This is a genomic window from Bacillus sp. FSL L8-0528, assembly GCF_038593085.1.
GTDB lineage: Bacteria > Bacillota > Bacilli > Bacillales > Bacillaceae > Bacillus > Bacillus paralicheniformis.
The window spans coordinates 949,099-966,713 of record NZ_CP151961.1 but is presented as its reverse complement, the minus strand read 5'-3'; the positions used below and the strand labels follow the sequence as shown (position 1 = coordinate 966,713).

The following is a 17,615-nucleotide window of genomic DNA, read 5'->3' as shown; positions in this document are numbered from 1 at the left end:
GCTCCTGCGGTACGGCTGACCGCATCGGTGCAGATGACAACAAGGGAATAAGGATGAGGAGGGATTTTAATGAGAACGTTGATCATGATGGGGGTCATCCTCGCGTTCCTCGTATCCATTTTTACTGCCGGATACGAAAGCAAACCCGGCAAATAACATTCAAAAGAAAAAGGATGGCTCACTTTTGAAGCCATCCTTTTTTCGTAACATAACACTGTTTTATTCCTGTTGATCTTCATTCACTTCAGACTTAGGAGATACCCGGTAGCTGCTTTTGTATTCAACTTTCTCAATCTTGCATCCGGGCCCTATATGCACGCGGTTTCCCCTGACCATGCGGGCCTCCGTGTTTTCCAGGTAAATATCGTCTCCTTCAATTGTCCCTGCCGAGAGAAAACCTCCGTTTCTATTAAACAAGAGCCCGCGTTTTTTGACGACCTTAATATGCGTGCCGCCGATATCGCCAATCGAACTGTTTCCGAACTTTAAGCCGATGTCAATCGCGCCGGCGTTCAGCAGACCCTTTACATCCAGGCTGCCCGTCAGTGTAAAATCCTCTGCCTCACAATCGCCTCTTACGTTCAGCGCGCCTTTGACATCGCACGTTTCAGCCGCCATATTACCCCCGATATTGATAATGCCTTTTACGGCTGCATCGCTGATGTTGGCGTCCTCAGAAACATCCGCCGTCCCGTACACTCTGGCTTTGTCAGCTTTCAGCCTCCCCCGGATCTCTGTTTCCCCGTGTACACTAAAGCTTTTGATTGTCGCATCGCCTGACAATTCGCTTGTGCCGTGTGTACTGAATTTTTCACATTCAATGTTTCCTGTGATCGTTCCTTCACCTCTGATAAGAACATGATGGAATGATCCGCCTCCGGCATTTCCGGAGCCGTGTATTTTCAAGTCGTGTTTCTTCATGTCCTATCCCTCCGCTATATTTTCCTTTTCTCTCCGACTTTTGCCGTTTCCGCCACCTGGATATCTTCTTTATACTCAATCAGGCCGATATCGCAATTTTCGCCGATGATAACCGAATTGCCCCGGACAACTTTCGCGACCGTATTGGCGAGTTCAATTTGATCCCCTTCAATCAGCTCGGCAGACAGTCTCGGAGGAGAAATAAGCGGCGTTAAAAACGAGAACAGCTTCGATTGATGTGCAGTGCAGACGATCCGCCGGCAGCCGATTTCTTTCACTTTACTTTCACCGCCGTGAACCTTAATGTCGATTTGTTCCGCGTTTAAAAGCCCGTCGATTGTAAAATATCCTTCCGCAGAAAAATGTTCCACTTCGCAGTCTTTGCCGATTGACGTTTTTCCGCGAACGATTGCTTCGTCGCCTTTCACATGTCCGCTAATGCCGGCATAGCCTAAGACTTTAAGCTGTTCTGCTTCGACATCGCCATCCACCTTTGCAGAACCGTCGATTCTAACCTTGGAAGCTGCAATTGCGCCGTTTAGTTTGGCGTGGCCGCTGATTCTCAGCTCATCCGCTTTCACGTCTCCGTTTACAGTCCCGGTGCCGCTGCAGCTGAACCTTTCGCAGTCAATATCGCCGTTAATCGTTCCTTTGCCGTTTAATTCAACCGTTTGATACGTGCCTCCGCCTGAACTGCCAAATCCGTTTATCAATAAATTCTCCATCTTTGATCCTCCATTTACATGAATTTTGTTTTCAATTCTTCGCTGCTCGCCGCGAGATTAATGTCAGCGGCGACCTTGACTCCTTTTTCCAACACGATGCTGCCCTCGGTAATCAGACATGTTGCAACGCCGAGTTTCCGTAGCACAATCAGCCTCCCTTTGTTTTCCGCCTCGTGCGACATGATGACATCCAGCACCATTTTTCCTTCATCCAGGCTGATGTCGCCGGATTGGAGCAGGCCTTCCAGCACATAAGCCGCAAGTGCTTCTGTCAAATTAAATGGATGATCGCGTTTTCCGGTGCATTCTTCAAAAAACGCCATGACCGCTTCTGAAACGATGCCTTTTTTTAGCAGCTCCCCGCGGCTCGCGTTTAGTTCGGTCAAATCGGGCGAAAACATTTCCGCCATCTCATCAAGGGAAAGGTTTTCTTTCATGCTTTGAATGGTTTCAATTCTTTTTAAAATGTCTTCCCTCGGAAAAAAAGTTTCTTGTCCGGTGAACGTAGACTTCCGGATAAACCACTCTTCGGGTATTAAATTTTTCCGTTTCCATCTATAGAGCTGTCCGTACGAGATCGAAGTCAAATCCAGCAGCTCTTTTTTTGAAATTAAATCATCCTGAACCATCTGTTTCAGCTCCTTCACACACATTGTAACATAACACTGTTACATTGGAAAACAAAAAAAAGAGCCCCTTTTGAAAAAGGGCTCTTTACCTATTAAGTCAAATCTCTGTAATTCTGCTGGCGAAGCGCCTCATACACGAGGATTGCCGCAGTGTTTGATAAGTTCAGTGATCTGACGTGCTCTGTCATCGGCAGGCGCAGACAGCGATCCATGTTTTGTTCGATCAGCTCTTTCGGCAAGCCGTTCGTCTCTCTGCCGAAGACAAAGAAGTAATCTTCGTTTTGATCTGAATAATCAAATGAAGTGTGCGGTTTTTGACCGAACTTTGTAATGAAGAAAAAACGGCCTTCAGGATGGGCATCAAACAATTCATCCAATGAGTCGTGGTAGACGACATTGACGAATTCCCAATAATCAAGACCTGCCCGCTTGAGCATTTTATCGTCGGTTGAAAAGCCGAGCGGTCTGATTAAATGAAGCGTTGTATCTGTTGCTGCACAAGTCCGTGCGATATTTCCTGTGTTTGCAGGAATTTCTGGTTGATATAGTACGACATGCAATGCCAAAAGTATTCACCTCTGTTTTTCTGATCCGCTGTTTATTATACCACTCATTACGATTTTGTCGTATCATCTGATATATGAAAAAACGCATATCGAATCGATGAAGTATAAGCAGGCGAATCCTCGTAAGACCAGTACCTCATCCGACAGTCGTGCGTTTGCGCGTTCACCAGCGGCATATTGCTTTTATCCTTTGCCGTCACAAGAGCCACGTGGTCAAATCTTCCGTCTCCGTTAAAATCATAGCAGATGACATCGCCTTCGATCAGCTCTTTCGCGGCCCGCTTTTGAACCGCTCGAAGGCCGGCTTTTGACTGCTTCAAAAAGGTTCTGAGCGAATGAGCGACAGTCCAGCTGTAACTCCAGGAATGGTTTTGCATCCACCAGCCTTTGCCTCTGTTCGGATAGCCGCGCATCGGCGCATCTCCGGCCCTTATGCACTGGGAAATAAAGTTTGTGCAATTGTCTTCAAAGTTTTTGTAAGCGGGATTTCGTTTATTCCAATACGTTTCCGCATAGCGCACCGCGGCCAGCCGGTCATAGCGGAACGCCCTTCCCAGCAATTCGCGCATATCATCATTGCCGCTTTCAGGCTCTGGATAAGACTGTGCGGCCGGACGCGGGGTCTCGGAGTCTGTGATGACCATCTGATCGTACAAAAGGGCGTTTCTGTCTTCCATATGTTCTTCCATATACATATCATCCCCGTCTTTGCATAAGTATGCGGTATGGGTTTGATAGTTCACATGTGACGCGCCGTCTTCATCAAGCCAAAGCTCTTTTACAGCTGCTTTCATATTGGCCTTCACGATCTGCACGCCGCGTTTTTGAAAAAGCCTCCGCTTCCGTTCAATGACTTCAAAACCCCCGGCATCCCGCCAGTTTGTTTCATCATTGCCGTTGATTAAGTAATGAAGTCTGGCTTTCAGGAGCTGCTCGATGATCTGTTTCAAGGGCTACACCACCATATGTTTGTTAATTCATTTCTCATCATTAAACATATGTCAGGACAGCCCTCAATTAGTCGCACTCGTTTCTTTTAAAAGACCGATGCCTTTTTGGATTTCAGCTATTGCTTCTTCATCCTGCTCGTGCGCGAGCGCGCGCTCCAATTCACCCATCACATCCGCTCCGCCGATCTTTCCGACCGCCCATGCGGCGGTTCCCCTGATGACCGGCCGCGGATCTTTGTGCATCAGCTCAATCAGTTCAGGGAGAGCGTCCGTTTCTTTAAAATGGGCAAGTGCGATAATCGCATTTCTCTGAATCGGCTTTTTGCCTCTCCATGAGCCGGCCACGTGGCCGAATTTTTCTTTAAATTCGCGATTCGACATCGTCAGAAGCGGTTTTAACAGCGGCTTGGCAATCTCAGGGTCCGGCTCCATTTCAGGATGCAGATGAAAATCGACCCCTTTATTTTTCGGGCATACCATCTGGCACGTATCACAGCCGTAGATCCTGTTTCCGATTTTCGTACGGAACTCGTCGGGCAGAAAACCTTTTGTCTGCGTCTGAAAAGCGATGCAGCGCTGGGAGTTGAGCTGCCCGGGGTTGACGAGCGCACCGGTCGGGCATGCCTCGATACATTTGTTGCATGAGCCGCATTGATCTTCGATTCTCTCATCAGGCTCGAACGGAATATTCGTAATCATTTCCGCCAAGTAAACGTAAGACCCGAATTCAGGCGTAATGATCATGCAGTTCTTTCCGCTCCAGCCGATGCCCGCGCGCTCTGCAACAGCTCTGTCCGACAGCTCACCGGTGTCAACCATCGATTTCGTTCTGACATCGCTGCGCTGCGCTTTCAAAAATTCTTCCAGCTGATCAAGCTTTTCCCGCAGGACATGATGATAATCCTTTCCCCAGGAAGCTCTGCAAAAGATGCCCCTCCGTTCGCCTTTCTTGCTTCTCGGCGCATCTTTCATTTTTGAAGGGTAAGCAAGGGCGATGGCGATGATCGATTTCGCCTTCGGCAAAAGCAGATCCGGGTTCGTTCGCTTTTCAAGATCGGGTTCTTCAAAGCCTGATTCATAGCCAAGGGCCCGGTTCTCAATCAATCGTTCTTTTAAGGTTTCAAATGTATCTGCACTGGCGAACCGGATTTTATCGATGCCGATTTCCTGTGCGAATTCGATGACATCCTGTTTCAGTTTTTTCACATCCATCGTGCAGAGCCTCCTTTCTTTGTTTTCGTTTTCGCTCTCTGTATAATAGAGTGTACCATGACACGGGAGATGAATTTAAATTGGAACTTCGTTTGCAAATCGCGCCTGCTATTTTAAACCGCATTCCTTCATTTAAGGTTGGCGCTGTGTTATATCAAGGAATTGAGATCACCGGCTCCCCGCAAATGCTCAAAGGCCGGCTCCGCCTTTTTCAGGAATCCCTGTTTTTCGACTATGCCGATCGAAGTCCCGAAGATGAATCGGCCGTAAAAGAATGGCATGATGCCTTCCGGGAGCTGAACCCGTCTTTTTCAGGCCGGGAAAGCGGACTCGAACGGATGCTGGAAGACATCAAAGAACAGCGCTTTGCCGAGCCGGAAAATTCAGCGGTTGATCTGAGCCGTTTTTTCTCTCTCAAATATTTGATACCGGTTCATATATATGATGCCCGGAAATTAAACGGTCCGATCAAAATCGAACCCGGAAGTCCGGGCGAGATCATCACATTCTCCGATGATGCTGGAACATTCGGTACGATCACCGAAAACATCAGCCTTCATCATGCAGAAACGGAAACAAAAGATGCCTTGCAGCTCGTCTTTTTCAGGCCCTCATTATCTATAGAAGAATCCCGCCGCCTGCTCGAGTCTTTGACAAAAATGTTCGAACAAATTCACGGCGGCAAACATATCTCAGCCGTCTTTCCTTAAAAATCTGTTCTTAAAGAGAGCAGGTTTTTTACGATGATTTCATACATGAAAAAACGCAATGCTTCGTTTAATCTGAGAAACGAAACACTGCGTTATAAACAGTATGTATGGAGCGGGTGATGGGAATCGAACCCACGACATCAGCTTGGAAGGCTGAGGTTTTACCACTAAACTACACCCGCATATGATCTCTAAAAACAACATCATCGTTTTGACTTTTATTATGTTACACGTTTATTAAAATTTCGTCAAGGGTATATTAAAAATTTGTCGAAAAAAGCCGCCGATATGAACATCGGCAGCTTTTTTCCGGACATTGACAGATTACCAGCTGGATTTCTTCACACCTGGTACCTGGCCTTTATATGCTAACTCTCTGAACGCGATCCGCGACATTTTAAACTTTCTCATATATCCTCTCGGCCTTCCGGTCACTTCGCAGCGGTTATGCAGCCTTGACGGCGCCGAGTCGCGCGGAAGCTTGCTCAAAGCTCTGTAATCGCCTTTTTCTTTTAGTTCTTTTCTGAGTTCTGTATATTGTTCAACAAGCTTTTGGCGCTTTTTTTCTTTAGCAATTTTTGATTTCTTGGCCACTCTGAGTATCCTCCTTCTCAATAAAGCGTAATGATTACGATTTAAATTTATCACAACCCGTCTGCCGATGCAAATAAAAAAGCCTGCCTCAATTAGCAAGCTCTTTTAAGATTCACCCTTTTTTTTCTGATAAATTGATGAAATCGCGGCCGTTATCATAAAAATGCCGATAAACAGCCCGATCATAATGAAGAAAAAGTTTGGCTTCACCTGGAATGAAAAAGCCGATTCGCTCTCCATGACAAACGACAAACTGTTAAACAGGATATCGTTGCTCGTTTGATTTGAAAAAAGGTGATAAAACAATAGCGCAGCCGCAAGCATCGGAAATGCGAGAAAGCTTGAGAAACTGGCAAAGATCAGCCCCTGCTTTAAAGAGTTTGTATTCATGATGATTTACCTCCAATTCCTCTGATCATCAGCTGTTTCATAATCGACTTCCCGTCACCCATAAACGGAAGCAGATACATCATATGCAGAGCATAAGTGGAAAAGAACAGAAGCATGCCGACCGAGACCGCGTTTTCCTGAAGAAAAAAGATCGTAAACAGTACGCCGGCTATTCCGAGCACCCCTGGTATAAGCGGCCCCAACGCCGTAATCCAAATCGACTTTTTATCATACGGCGATATGACAGGCCTGATAAATTTGACGGACATCATATCAGCCGCTAAAAACCCTTGAGGCCCGTTTTTTCCGACAAATTTCCGGTGCGCGATGCCGTGCACCACTTCATGAAGCGCTGTGCCGGTGATCAACCCGAAATAGATGACGGAAAAATAAGCGGCGATGCTGATGATTGAACCGTCCGGAACGAAAATGTAAGCCGAAAGCGACAGCATCAAAAAGACGAGCCAGAAAACAATAATTTTCTTAGAAATCACATGAAGAAATTTCATGTACAAAAACAGAAATGAATCAGAATCGCTTGAAAACCTTTCCTTGTAGCGAATATGGTACTGGCCGAAAAACTGATAGAGAAAACCGAGGAAAGACGGGCGTTCGCCGTACTTCCAATTGATTAAATAATTGCGGTTGAGCCCTGTCAGCAATTGGTGCAAATCCTTTAGCAACACCTCTTCACTGACGCGAAAGACGCCGGCCAGATCCCCGGCTATCTCCAGTTCGTCTTTTTTTCCGTCAACTTCTTTCAGCATTTGATAGGCTGTCGGATTGATGGGAAAATCCGTATCGAGATCCCGATCTGAAATATGCCTCTGATCCAGCTTCACATGCTCTGGAAAATAGGGAATTTTTTTGATTCCGACCAGTGCTTTCAACATCCTAATGATCATAATGGTACCTCCATTTAAACCCTCCGTATAACAGCAGGATCAGCAGTAATTCGAGACACGGTATGAAAAACAGCAGCGCTTCGCCCGTGACTTTATCGACCGCATAATTCACGATGAAAAACAGCGGGATCATAAAGATGAGGAGCATTCCGAAAGAGAAGATCCCCATATAAGGGTTGTTGCGGTCAAGCGGAAAAATAATGCCCGCTAAATAGAACATCGCAATCGCGTTTAACAGCACGGCAATCGTCTTTACAAAGACCGCAAAGCTCTCCGGAAAAGTCCACGTCAACACGGAAAACAAGCAGAGTTGAATGAGACCAAGCACACACAGCCCGAGATACTTTGACCACAAAACCGTTGTTATTTTCAAGTGCATCGCCTTGTACACCTGCATCATCCGCAGATCATTCCCATATGAATTGAAGGCGATGATGCCTGTCACGCCTCCAAGCACCAAATAGCTCTCCCCGGTAAATCCGAACTGAAATTTGTATTTTAAAAAGCATAGAGCCAAAAGTAAAAAAATGAAGTTTAAAATATTTTCTTCATTTCTGGCCTGTGATTTTATTTCTTTCACCGCCAAAGACAGCGGTTTTGACGACGGGATTTTAATAAATGAAAACAGTTTGGATGATTTTTTTTCAGTGAGGATCGGCACAACATTCAGCGACATAAACGAAGCAGTTACAGCAGCTGCCAAGATCAGCACTACCAGTATGATTCCGGCGCCTGCCGACTGACCGTTCAGCACGAGAAACAGCGGCGCTGCAAAATACGTCAGATTATAATCAAAGGTTGAATAAGCGTTCTGAATCTTCCCCATATCAAAAGAGGTGAATCCGTAAATAACAGCTAATACGACAAGAACAAACATTGAAAAAAATTTTTGCAGCGGAAAACCGAACTTCAAGATCACCATATACACCAGGTTATAAACAAGGTTGAGAAGCGAAAAGAAAAAAATGATCTGCACAAAAAGCAGGACAAAAAACGTAAAAGCAAACCAAAAGCCTACACCGCTGGCGATAAAATTCGGAATCAGCAGAATAGACATGATAAACAGGACAAGGAATGAAACCGCACCGGCAAACGGAATAAAATATCCGAGACTCCTCTCGAAAACCGTCAGCGGGAACCAGCTCAGCTGCATGGAGAAGCTGTTCTGTTCAGGCGTCCTTACTTTAAATAAAATGAAGAAAACAAACGTAAAAATCGAGACGTTCATGAACATTGAAATCACGAACAACCCGAGTGAGCGAATTTCTCCATTCAGAAAAGCGCTTAAAAACATCCCCGTAAAGCTGTAGCCAATGATGCTCCCCATCGCAACCGCCAAAATTAAAAAAAGGGCGGCGATCATTTTTTTGGTGCCGGTATTTAAGAGCTTGCCCATTTCCTTCTGCCACATTTTCAGCATCATTTTAGAAATTTCGAATGATTTGATCAAAATGCGCACCCCTATCACTCAGCATCGAAGCTTTCAAGAACACTTCTTCAAGCGAATTACAGCTGTATTTAACCTTTAATTCTTTGACTTTTCCTTCATCCATCTTGACGCCTTTGGAAATTATCGCAATCTTATCGCACAATTCTTCCGCAGAAAGCATGTCATGAGTCGCGAGCAGTATCGACCCTTGTGTGCCCGCATAGCGCTTCATCAGCTTTTTCGTATTGATGACCGCTTCTATATCGAGCCCGCGAAACGGCTCATCCATAATGACAAATTCGCTCTCCAGCATAAAAGCAGCGATCAGCTGCGTCTTTTTTTTCATTCCGTGTGAGTATGTTTCAATCGGCTCCTGCAAAGCCTCTTTCATATCGAAAAGCTCAATTAATTGTCTCCGCTTTTCATTTGATGTACAATTATACATAGAAGAAACAAAATCCAAATATTCGGCAGCTGAAAGGGCATCCGGCAAAAGCAGTTCATCGGGAACATACGCCAGCTTTTGCTTGAATTCCGCCGTCGTGTTCGGCAGGTCATCCAATAGAATGGTTCCTTCGCCAGGCGTAATGATTCCTAAAATGGAATTAATGATCGACGTCTTTCCTGAACCGTTCGGACCCGCTATCGCGACAATCTGGTTTTTTTCAATCTTTATATGAAACCCGCTAACGGCAGTCACATTGTTTTTATATGTTTTAGATAGGTTATCTATAATAAACATAATGCCTCCAGGGTATGATTAATGTCAGGAAGACTTAACCGCCCCCCACAGACGGTTAAGCCTCATTAAATATGTCTCTTGTTGTTAACAGATACTTTAAGTATGGCTATTTCCTGCATTCAATGTTGACTTTCAAACCGCTGACCCATTGGACGGATCCTGTGAAGCTGCCGTTTCCGTTAACTACACACCATACAGCGGCGCCAAGAACAACAGTTGCGCCAAGTGCCAAAAGCACTGCAACAAACACCAAGAACCAAGCCTGATCTTCGATCGACGGATTGACAGAATAGTCAACCTGAGGTGCTGCGTATGTCATTTTTCCCCCTCCTTTCTATCAAGTAACCAAAGAGTAACATATCCAAAATCATACTGAAATCTATGAAATTTCCTATTTCATAAACACTACGTTCCAACTATTTATTTAAGGATCTCTCGGTTTTTCAACCTAATGGCCCACGCTTTTCGGCTTGGAAGAGAAGATTAAAGCCCCGTTTCCATGTTACGATGTCTTTATAATCTTTTTGTCTTATTTCTCCTCCTTCTTTCTCTCTCATTTTTTCTTTTTATAAATCTCATGTCTTTCAAGGGTATTAAGAAAAAAGAACCGGTTAATAAGACCCTTCTTATCCTGAAATCCAAATCCCAAAATACCATTAAAGTCCCCTTTTTTAAAAGTCGAGATGATTCTATTTTACCTATTTCATTTCTGTTAATTTTATGTATAAATTTAAATGTTGCAGTTAATAACCTGCCGATCCTAGATCAAAAGATGTTGATTGCATTGTAAAATCAAGTTAACATTATGTCAAACCTATTTAACAATATGTCAAATATACTATATAAACGAAGAATTGCAGGTGGTAGGATGAACAACAGGGTTAGAGAATTGAGAGCAAGGTACGGGTATTCACAGGAAGCCCTTGCAAATGCGATCGGGGTTACAAGGCAGACAGTTGCAGCCATTGAAAAAGGCAATTACATCCCGTCGCTTCTTTTGGCTTTGAAAATTTGCGAGGAATTTCAATTAAAAATGGAAGACGTATTTTGGTTAGAGGGAGGCAAACACGAATGAATATGATAACACGAACTTTCTTTCACATCCTTCTGTTCGGACTCGCATGCTGGACGTTTATAACCTTTTTTCACACATCGGAACAAATCGCCAAAAGCCTGAAAACAAACGCTTCAGAGCTCCATTTTGTTTTTAATCTGATTCCCATCCTTCTCTTTGGGCTCGTGCTTTCGATTTACACATACTTGGAGAAAAAAAGCGGTTCACGCAAGCAGCGCTTTATGCTCGTCCCTGACGAATTTAAAGAACAGGATGAAAGAGAACAGATGATTACCGCAAAAGCATGCAGAACATCTTATATCGTGCTGTATGTGGCGATGCCAGTCGCAGCGCTTCTATTGATCTTTTATCCGTTTTTCCAAGTCAGGATCCCGTATTTCCCGATCATCGTCATCTTTGTGCTGATCATTATTCAGCATCTTTCGTATATGTTTTCATTTTATAAAAACAGATAAAAAACTCCAGACATTCTGGAGTTTTTTATTTAAATCGTTCTTTCCTTTTGCCTCGTCGGAAAATGGTCATTTCCGATGACTTCACCTGACGCTTCTCTTTGAAGTTTCGGGCGAAACGGAAGGAGCGGAAAAACCTTTTCGGCAAAATGGTACGCTTCTTCAAGATGAGGATAACCTGAGAAGATAAAGGATTCGATGCCGAGGTCAGCATATTCTTTTATCCGGCTGGCCACCGTTTCCGGATCACCGACGAGCGCTGTCCCCGCTCCGCCTCTGACCAGTCCGATGCCCGCCCAAAGATTCGGGCTGATCTCAAGATCGGTTCTGTTTCCCTGATGAAGCTGAACCATCCTCTTTTGCCCTGATGAATCCGTCCGTTTCATCGCGTTTTGGGCTGCGGCAATCGTTTCATCATCCAAGTGGCTGATCAGTCTATTTGCCGCCTGCCACGCCTCTTGTTCCGTTTCTCTGACGATCACGTGCAGTCTGATTCCAAAACGGACGTTCCTCCCTTCTTTTTCAGCCTGTCTTTTGACAGATTGGATTTTTTCTTTAACGAGATGGGGCGGCTCTCCCCATGTTAAATAAACATCCGCGTGTTTGGCGGCAGTCTCCTGCCCGGCCTTTGACGAGCCGCCAAAATAGATCGGCGGATGAGGGTGTTGGGCAGGCGGGAAGAGCAAGCGGCCGTTTTCGGTCTTCAAGTGTTTCCCCGAATAGCTGACAGTCTCGCCTTTTAAAAGCGGCCGCCATATGTCGAGAAACTCATTTGTCGCTTCATACCGTTCATCATGGCTGATAAACAGGCCGTCGCCGGCTAATTCATACGGATCCCCGCCGGCGACCACATTGATGAGGAGTCTGCCCTCTGTAAGCCGGTCGAATGTGGAAGCCATCCGCGCCGCAACCGACGGCTGCATCAAACCGGGTCTTACAGCGACTAAAAACTTCAAATTTTTCGTGACTGGCGCCAGAGCGGCGGCGGTAATCCACGGATCTTCGCACGATCTTCCCGTCGGCAGAAGAACCCCTGTATACCCAAGCCGGTCAGCCGCTTGCGCTACCTGCTGAAAATAGGTGTGATCTGCGGCTCTTCCTCCCGTGTCTGTGCCAAGATAACGTCCGTCGCCATGAGTAGGAATAAACCATAAAATGTCCAAAAAGATCTCCCCTTTACTTTTGATTACCTTGATAGCTGTTTCTCCAGCCAAGGCACTTTTTCTCCAGAATTCTGACGAATGAATCCGTCAGCTTGCCGACGGCGGCAAAAATCAAAATTCCGACAAACACCTTATCGGTTTGCGAAAACTGTCTGGCATCCATAATCATATAGCCGACTCCCGCGCTTGATCCCATCAGCTCGGCAACAACAAGGCCCAGCCACGAAACACCGAGCGACAGGCGGATGCCTAAGAGGATGTTCGGGAGCGATGCGGGAAGAATCAGCTTAGTCACCTGCTTCAGCCAATGGAACTCCAATACTCTCGCCACATCGAACAGCTTCGAATCGACGCCCCTGATCCCTGAAAATGTGTTGATATATACCGGGAAGAAGGCGCCGAGCGCGATCAAGAGCACCTTTGACAGCTCATCGAAACCGAACCATAAAATAAACAGCGGCGTGACGGCGAGATGCGGAACGGTTCTCAGCATTTGCAGAGATGGATCGAGATAATCCTCGGCGATTTTTGAAAACCCGATCACAAGCCCCAGCAGGAGCCCGAGTCCGGCTCCCAGGCAAAAGCCGAGCGCGGCGCGCTGAATGCTGATGCCTAAATGAGTGAAAAGCTCTCCTGATACGATGAGATCCCGACATGTAAGCAATATATCTAAAGGGGCCGGAAGCACGGTTTTTGATATGAGCTCAAATGACCCGACAAGCTGCCATAATAAAACCAACATCACGGGTAATACAATTCCCTTCCCCCATGCCAGCCGAAAAGCGGCCGGTCTCAGTTTTGCGCCTGCTTTCGGCTGGATCGAGGGGGTGCTTGATGAAACAGCCCTCATTTGTCATCTCCCCCTTTCAGCGCTTTTTTAATAAATGAATTGTCAACCACTTCTTTTACATCAATCTCTTTATTAATCGCTTTTAATTTGTATTGAAAATCGGCAGACTGCTGCTGCGTTTCAATAATGCGGTCTGTGATCGGTTCATTTAACGGTTCGGTGTTATTCAGCACGTTTTCAACGACCTTTTTGTCAAGATTTTTAATTTTCGCGTACGCTTCAACCGCTTCTTTCTTATGGTTTTTATGCCATTTCACAGCCTTGTCATACACCTTCAGAAAACGGATCACCTCATCCGGATACTTCTCAGCAAATTCGCTTCGTACAAGCGTAAAACCCGGGGAATACTTGTCGATTTGTTCCCCGTCAACCAATATTTCCGCGTCACTTTTGATCGTTTTAAGAGACAAAAACGGCTCCCAAATCGACCATGCATCAATCGCGCCGCTGTCAAATGCCGGCATGGCTTCGTCAGGCTGAAGCTGAATGATGTTGACGTCTGTTGGTTCTAAACCTGCTTTATCAATCACTTTATACAGAAAATCGAACCCGCTGCTGCCTTTTGCCACCGCCACCTTCTTTCCTTTCAAATCTTTTATGTCATTGATGCCGCTCCCTTTTTTCACAAGAATGCCGTTCGCCTTTAATCCGTCTTGCGAAAGACCGATTTCTTTAAAATCAATGCCGGCCGCCTGCCCTGCGATCACCGGTGAATTTCCGACTTGGGAAAAATCAAGTTTACCTGCGGCAAGACCTTCAAACTGCGGCGGACCGCTTTGAAACTCTGTCCATTTCACTTGAATCCCTTCTTTTGCGAACTCTTTTTCAAACCAGCCTTTTTCTTTCGCAAGGAGCAACGGGCTTAAGCTTTGCTGCACTCCGATGTTGATCTCTTTTAAATCTCCGCCCCCTCCGCTTGATTGGGCTGCTGAACAGCCCGCAAGAAGCATCAGGCAGCCCAGCATATACAACGGCCATTTTTTCACGTTTTTCCGCTCCTTTCTGCTCAAATCCCTGAACCTTCCTGAAAGCTGAATGTTTCCGTTGTCTCGAATTCTTTCAGCACTTTTTGTCTGATTGATTGAAAAACGGGCGATGTTCTGCTGCGCGGAAATGGCAGATCGACCGGAATCAGCTTGTGGATTCTCCCCGGCTTTGCGGTAAGAATCGCGACCCGCTCAGCTAAATAGACCGACTCGTCAATATCGTGCGTCACGAGGATCATCGTCATCTTCTTTTCTCGCCAAATGTCTGTCAGTACATCCTGCAGATGCTTTCTCGTAAAGGCGTCCAAGGCGCCGAAGGGTTCATCAAGCAGCAAAATCTCAGGCTCCCTGAGCAAAGCTCTGGCAATCGCGACCCGCTGCGACATACCGCCGGACAGCTCGCGCGGATACTGTTTCTCCGCGCCTTTCAGCCGCACCGTTTCTATCAACTCATCGACTTTTTTTCGCACCGCCGGTTCTTTCAGGCTTAAATCTGCGGCGATATTTTGCTCGACCGTCATCCATGGAAAAAGCCGATGCTCCTGAAAGATGAAACCTTGCTGAATCCCCGGGCCTTTGATTTCTCTTCCGTTCATGCTGATTCGCCCTTCATAATCCCCGTCAAGACCGGCAGCGATTTTTAAGAGCGTGCTTTTCCCGCACCCGCTTGGACCGATGACAGTCAGAAATTCGCCGTTTTCGACCGTCAGTTTCACGTCTTGAAGCACGCTTGTTTTAAGGCTGCCGTTTCCAAATGCTTTTTCATTCACACGAATTGATAAAGACATTTTGTTCCCCTTTCTTTTCTAAACTGAAAATAAAAAACTCTTATCCCAATTGAGATAAGAGCCTTCGGTTGACCGATCAGCGCTAATGGAATTTTCCGAAATATTAAACAACATACTAATTCATATTATTCCGACCTGTCAACCCCATATTATAAAAAAACAGATGAAAGGTTCCCCTTTCATCTCAGATTGTTGACAAAATCCCAAAACGACTTTTAGTTTTGGGATTTTGTCATCCTTTCAGCGTGATTGAAAACCCTTGCAGTCTAGGAAGGCCGAGCATCGGAGCGGAGCGAATGTTGGAATTCGTGAGCACCGACGCGCAGGCCTGACAACGAATGCGAGGGTTTGCCGACACGCTGAGATGAAAGGTTCCCCTTTCATCTGCTGTATTGCCCGTCTTTAACTGTAAATGCTGCCGCCTGCTTTTTTAAATTCCTTCGCCTTCTCTTCCAATCCTTTTTGAATAGCCTTTTCTTCATCAAGGTCGTTTTCCTTGGCGTAGTCGCGAATATCCTGGGAAATCCTCATACTGCAAAATTTAGGCCCGCACATTGAACAAAAGTGTGCTGTTTTGGCGCCTTCCGCAGGAAGGGTTTCATCATGGTATTCAAGCGCTCTTTCCGGATCGAGCGACAAATTGAACTGGTCCCGCCAGCGGAATTCAAAGCGCGCCTTGGAAAGCGCGTCATCGCGGATTTGCGCGCCGGGGTGCCCTTTTGCAAGGTCAGCCGCATGGGCCGCGATTTTGTATGTTATGACGCCTTCGCGGACATCGTCTTTGTTCGGCAGTCCCAAATGCTCCTTCGGCGTCACATAGCAAAGCATGGCCGTACCGTACCAACCGATCATCGCCGCTCCGATCGCCGATGTAATATGATCATAGCCCGGTGCAATATCGGTCGTCAGCGGGCCGAGCGTGTAAAACGGCGCCTCTTTGCAAATTTCCATCTGCTTGTCGACATTCTCTTTAATTTTATGCATCGGCACGTGTCCCGGGCCTTCGATCATCACTTGAACATCATGCTTCCAGGCGATTTCCGTCAGCTCACCGAGCGTCTCCAATTCGGCAAATTGGGCTTCATCATTCGCATCGGCAATCGAGCCGGGCCGGAGGCCGTCCCCGAGTGAAAATGCGATATCGTATGTTTTCATAATCTCGCAAATCTCTTCAAAATGGGTGTACAGAAAGCTTTCCTCATGATGAGCCAAACACCATTGCGCCATAATTGCCCCGCCGCGGGATACGATTCCGGTGACGCGCTTTGCCGTCAGCGGCACATACCGAAGAAGGACGCCGGCATGAATCGTAAAATAATCAACGCCTTGCTCAGCCTGCTCGATTAATGTATCGCGGTAAATCTCCCAAGTGAGATCTTCCGCGACGCCGTTTACTTTTTCAAGCGCCTGATAAATCGGCACAGTCCCTACAGGAACTGGACAATTGCGGATGATCCACTCCCTCGTTGTATGAATATCTTTACCTGTAGACAAGTCCATCATCGTATCAGCGCCCCAGCGGATCGCCCATGTCATTTTTTCCACTTCTTCTTCAATCGAAGAGGTGACAGCGGAATTGCCGATGTTGGCATTAATTTTGACATGGAAGTTGCGGCCGATAATCATCGGTTCGCTTTCCGGATGGTTGATGTTTGAAGGAATAATCGCCCGTCCGCTTGCCACTTCATCACGAACAAATTCGGGGGATACGTGCTCTCGGATCGCGATAAATTCCATCTCGGGCGTAATGATCCCCTTTCTTGCATAATGCAGCTGGGTGACATTTTGTCCTTTTTTCGCGCGCAGCGGTTTTCGTTTCAACCCTGGATAGCTGTGGCTCGCTTTCTCTTTGCTTTTATAGCCGTTATCCTCCGGTCTGATTTCTCTGCCTTCATATTCTTCGGTATCGCCGCGCTCCCTGATCCAGGTCGCCCGCAAAGGTTTCAGCCCCTTGAGTATATCAACCTCCGCATTGACGTCCGTATAAGGACCGCTCGTGTCGTAGACGCGGACAGGCTGATTTTCTTCGGCGCCAAACGAACCTGTCGTCGGACTTAGCGAAATTTCTCTCATCGGCACTTGAATGTCAGGCCGCGCCCCTTCGACATACACTTTGCGGCTCCCTGAAAAACTTGACATAATCGAGATGTTTTTTTGCTGTACTGACTCCTGTTTCATGTAAAAATCCTTCCCCTCTAAAAAATTGATCAGGACGAAACTCCGGAACAGCACCAGCACAAAAAAACCAGGCTCATATGATGAACCTGGTTTTACAGTCAGTAAAATCACTGGAAGACAGACGGACCATACCAATTCCCCATCTTCTCCCGAATCCTTTTTACTTCCCCACGCTGGTACGAACCAGATCAGGTCCAAAGGGTTAAGAAACACATGTTTCTCTCTCAGCCCGCATTCGGGCACCCCTAGTAAAGCTATTCAATTCATTTTTTATCGTAACACACCGATTTGGCAAGTGAAAAGGATGGAAAAATATATGAATCTTTTTCACTATAAAAGGGATCAGAGCG

At 46.3% G+C, this 17,615-nt stretch carries 20 protein-coding genes, 1 tRNA gene and 1 riboswitch; of the genes, 3 read left to right on the top strand and 18 right to left on the bottom strand.

The genetic code is table 11. From position 1 onward, the window contains the following. Nucleotides 1-219 precede the first annotated feature (219 nt). From MHI30_RS04860 to queG, 6 genes are all read right to left on the bottom strand, one after another. Complete coding sequence (locus MHI30_RS04860) at nucleotides 220-921, bottom strand: hypothetical protein (protein WP_075755412.1); 702 nt, start codon at nucleotides 919-921, stop codon at nucleotides 220-222. A 14-nt stretch (nucleotides 922-935) separates the two neighbouring features. Further along, nucleotides 936-1,646 (bottom strand): polymer-forming cytoskeletal protein, encoded by a 711-nt coding sequence (locus tag MHI30_RS04855; protein ID WP_075755410.1) that lies wholly within the window; start codon nucleotides 1,644-1,646, stop codon nucleotides 936-938. Nucleotides 1,647-1,660: 14 nt separating this feature from the next. Further along, nucleotides 1,661-2,275 (bottom strand): YhbD family protein, encoded by a 615-nt coding sequence (locus MHI30_RS04850; protein ID WP_075755408.1) that lies wholly within the window; start codon nucleotides 2,273-2,275, stop codon nucleotides 1,661-1,663. Between the two features lie 92 nt (nucleotides 2,276-2,367). Then, nucleotides 2,368-2,841, bottom strand: a complete 474-nt coding sequence (trmL, locus tag MHI30_RS04845) for a tRNA (uridine(34)/cytosine(34)/5-carboxymethylaminomethyluridine(34)-2'-O)-methyltransferase TrmL (protein ID WP_003180018.1) — start codon at nucleotides 2,839-2,841, stop codon at nucleotides 2,368-2,370. Between the two features lie 47 nt (nucleotides 2,842-2,888). Further along, a complete protein-coding gene (locus MHI30_RS04840) occupies nucleotides 2,889-3,791 on the bottom strand; it encodes an amidase domain-containing protein (RefSeq protein ID WP_075755406.1) in 903 nt (300 codons plus the stop codon). 63 nt (nucleotides 3,792-3,854) lie between these two features. Continuing rightward, nucleotides 3,855-5,003, bottom strand: coding sequence for a tRNA epoxyqueuosine(34) reductase QueG (gene queG / locus MHI30_RS04835; RefSeq protein ID WP_075755404.1), 1,149 nt, complete (start codon nucleotides 5,001-5,003; stop codon nucleotides 3,855-3,857). Between the two features lie 80 nt (nucleotides 5,004-5,083). Between queG and MHI30_RS04830 the strand changes: the two genes are divergently transcribed. Beyond that, nucleotides 5,084-5,713 carry a hypothetical protein gene (locus MHI30_RS04830; RefSeq protein WP_075755402.1) on the top strand — a complete coding sequence of 210 codons (630 nt, stop codon included), beginning with the start codon at nucleotides 5,084-5,086 and terminating at the stop codon, nucleotides 5,711-5,713. 108 nt (nucleotides 5,714-5,821) lie between these two features. On the opposite strand, the gene MHI30_RS04825 is transcribed toward MHI30_RS04830, so the two are convergent. From MHI30_RS04825 to MHI30_RS04795, 7 genes are all read right to left on the bottom strand, one after another. Further along, nucleotides 5,822-5,895: transfer RNA gene (locus MHI30_RS04825), tRNA-Gly, on the bottom strand. A 142-nt stretch (nucleotides 5,896-6,037) separates the two neighbouring features. Further along, a complete protein-coding gene (gene rpsN, locus MHI30_RS04820) occupies nucleotides 6,038-6,307 on the bottom strand; it encodes a 30S ribosomal protein S14 (RefSeq protein WP_075755400.1) in 270 nt (89 codons plus the stop codon). Between the two features lie 105 nt (nucleotides 6,308-6,412). Then, nucleotides 6,413-6,697, bottom strand: coding sequence for a hypothetical protein (locus tag MHI30_RS04815; RefSeq protein ID WP_065643533.1), 285 nt, complete (start codon nucleotides 6,695-6,697; stop codon nucleotides 6,413-6,415). Next, a complete protein-coding gene (locus tag MHI30_RS04810; protein WP_075755398.1) occupies nucleotides 6,694-7,602 on the bottom strand; it encodes a PqqD family protein in 909 nt (302 codons plus the stop codon). Before MHI30_RS04810 ends, MHI30_RS04815 begins: the two co-directional genes overlap by 4 nt. Then, a complete protein-coding gene (locus tag MHI30_RS04805) occupies nucleotides 7,592-9,061 on the bottom strand; it encodes a hypothetical protein (RefSeq protein ID WP_081379959.1) in 1,470 nt (489 codons plus the stop codon). The genes MHI30_RS04810 and MHI30_RS04805 overlap by 11 nt, the downstream gene beginning before the upstream one ends. Next, on the bottom strand, nucleotides 9,027-9,773 hold the full coding sequence (locus tag MHI30_RS04800; RefSeq protein ID WP_075755396.1) for an ABC transporter ATP-binding protein: 747 nt from the start codon (nucleotides 9,771-9,773) through the stop codon (nucleotides 9,027-9,029). The genes MHI30_RS04805 and MHI30_RS04800 overlap by 35 nt, the downstream gene beginning before the upstream one ends. Before the next feature lie 106 nt (nucleotides 9,774-9,879). Continuing rightward, a complete protein-coding gene (locus MHI30_RS04795; RefSeq protein WP_020450662.1) occupies nucleotides 9,880-10,092 on the bottom strand; it encodes a hypothetical protein in 213 nt (70 codons plus the stop codon). Nucleotides 10,093-10,641: 549 nt separating this feature from the next. On the opposite strand from MHI30_RS04795, the gene MHI30_RS04790 reads away from it, so the two are divergent. Beyond that, nucleotides 10,642-10,848: a helix-turn-helix transcriptional regulator gene (locus tag MHI30_RS04790; RefSeq protein WP_020450660.1), complete on the top strand. Its 207-nt coding sequence runs from the start codon at nucleotides 10,642-10,644 to the stop codon at nucleotides 10,846-10,848. Next, nucleotides 10,845-11,303 (top strand): hypothetical protein, encoded by a 459-nt coding sequence (locus tag MHI30_RS04785; RefSeq protein ID WP_065643538.1) that lies wholly within the window; start codon nucleotides 10,845-10,847, stop codon nucleotides 11,301-11,303. Before MHI30_RS04790 ends, MHI30_RS04785 begins: the two co-directional genes overlap by 4 nt. Before the next feature lie 29 nt (nucleotides 11,304-11,332). On the opposite strand, the gene ssuD is transcribed toward MHI30_RS04785, so the two are convergent. The 5 genes from ssuD to thiC form a co-directional block, all read right to left on the bottom strand. Further along, on the bottom strand, nucleotides 11,333-12,463 hold the full coding sequence (gene ssuD, locus MHI30_RS04780; RefSeq protein WP_075755486.1) for an FMNH2-dependent alkanesulfonate monooxygenase: 1,131 nt from the start codon (nucleotides 12,461-12,463) through the stop codon (nucleotides 11,333-11,335). A 13-nt stretch (nucleotides 12,464-12,476) separates the two neighbouring features. Continuing rightward, nucleotides 12,477-13,205, bottom strand: coding sequence for an ABC transporter permease (locus tag MHI30_RS04775; RefSeq protein ID WP_237562735.1), 729 nt, complete (start codon nucleotides 13,203-13,205; stop codon nucleotides 12,477-12,479). Between the two features lie 104 nt (nucleotides 13,206-13,309). Further along, nucleotides 13,310-14,299 (bottom strand): aliphatic sulfonate ABC transporter substrate-binding protein, encoded by a 990-nt coding sequence (locus MHI30_RS04770; protein WP_075755484.1) that lies wholly within the window; start codon nucleotides 14,297-14,299, stop codon nucleotides 13,310-13,312. Nucleotides 14,300-14,319: 20 nt separating this feature from the next. Next, entirely contained in the window at nucleotides 14,320-15,087 is a 768-nt protein-coding gene (locus MHI30_RS04765) for an ABC transporter ATP-binding protein (protein ID WP_075755390.1), read from the bottom strand. Nucleotides 15,088-15,489: 402 nt separating this feature from the next. Next, the gene (gene thiC / locus MHI30_RS04760) at nucleotides 15,490-17,265 is read right to left on the bottom strand and encodes a phosphomethylpyrimidine synthase ThiC (protein WP_075755482.1); all 1,776 of its coding nucleotides are present in this window, start codon (nucleotides 17,263-17,265) and stop codon (nucleotides 15,490-15,492) included. 148 nt (nucleotides 17,266-17,413) lie between these two features. Beyond that, nucleotides 17,414-17,522, bottom strand: a riboswitch (TPP riboswitch). Nucleotides 17,523-17,615: the final 93 nt, after the last annotated feature.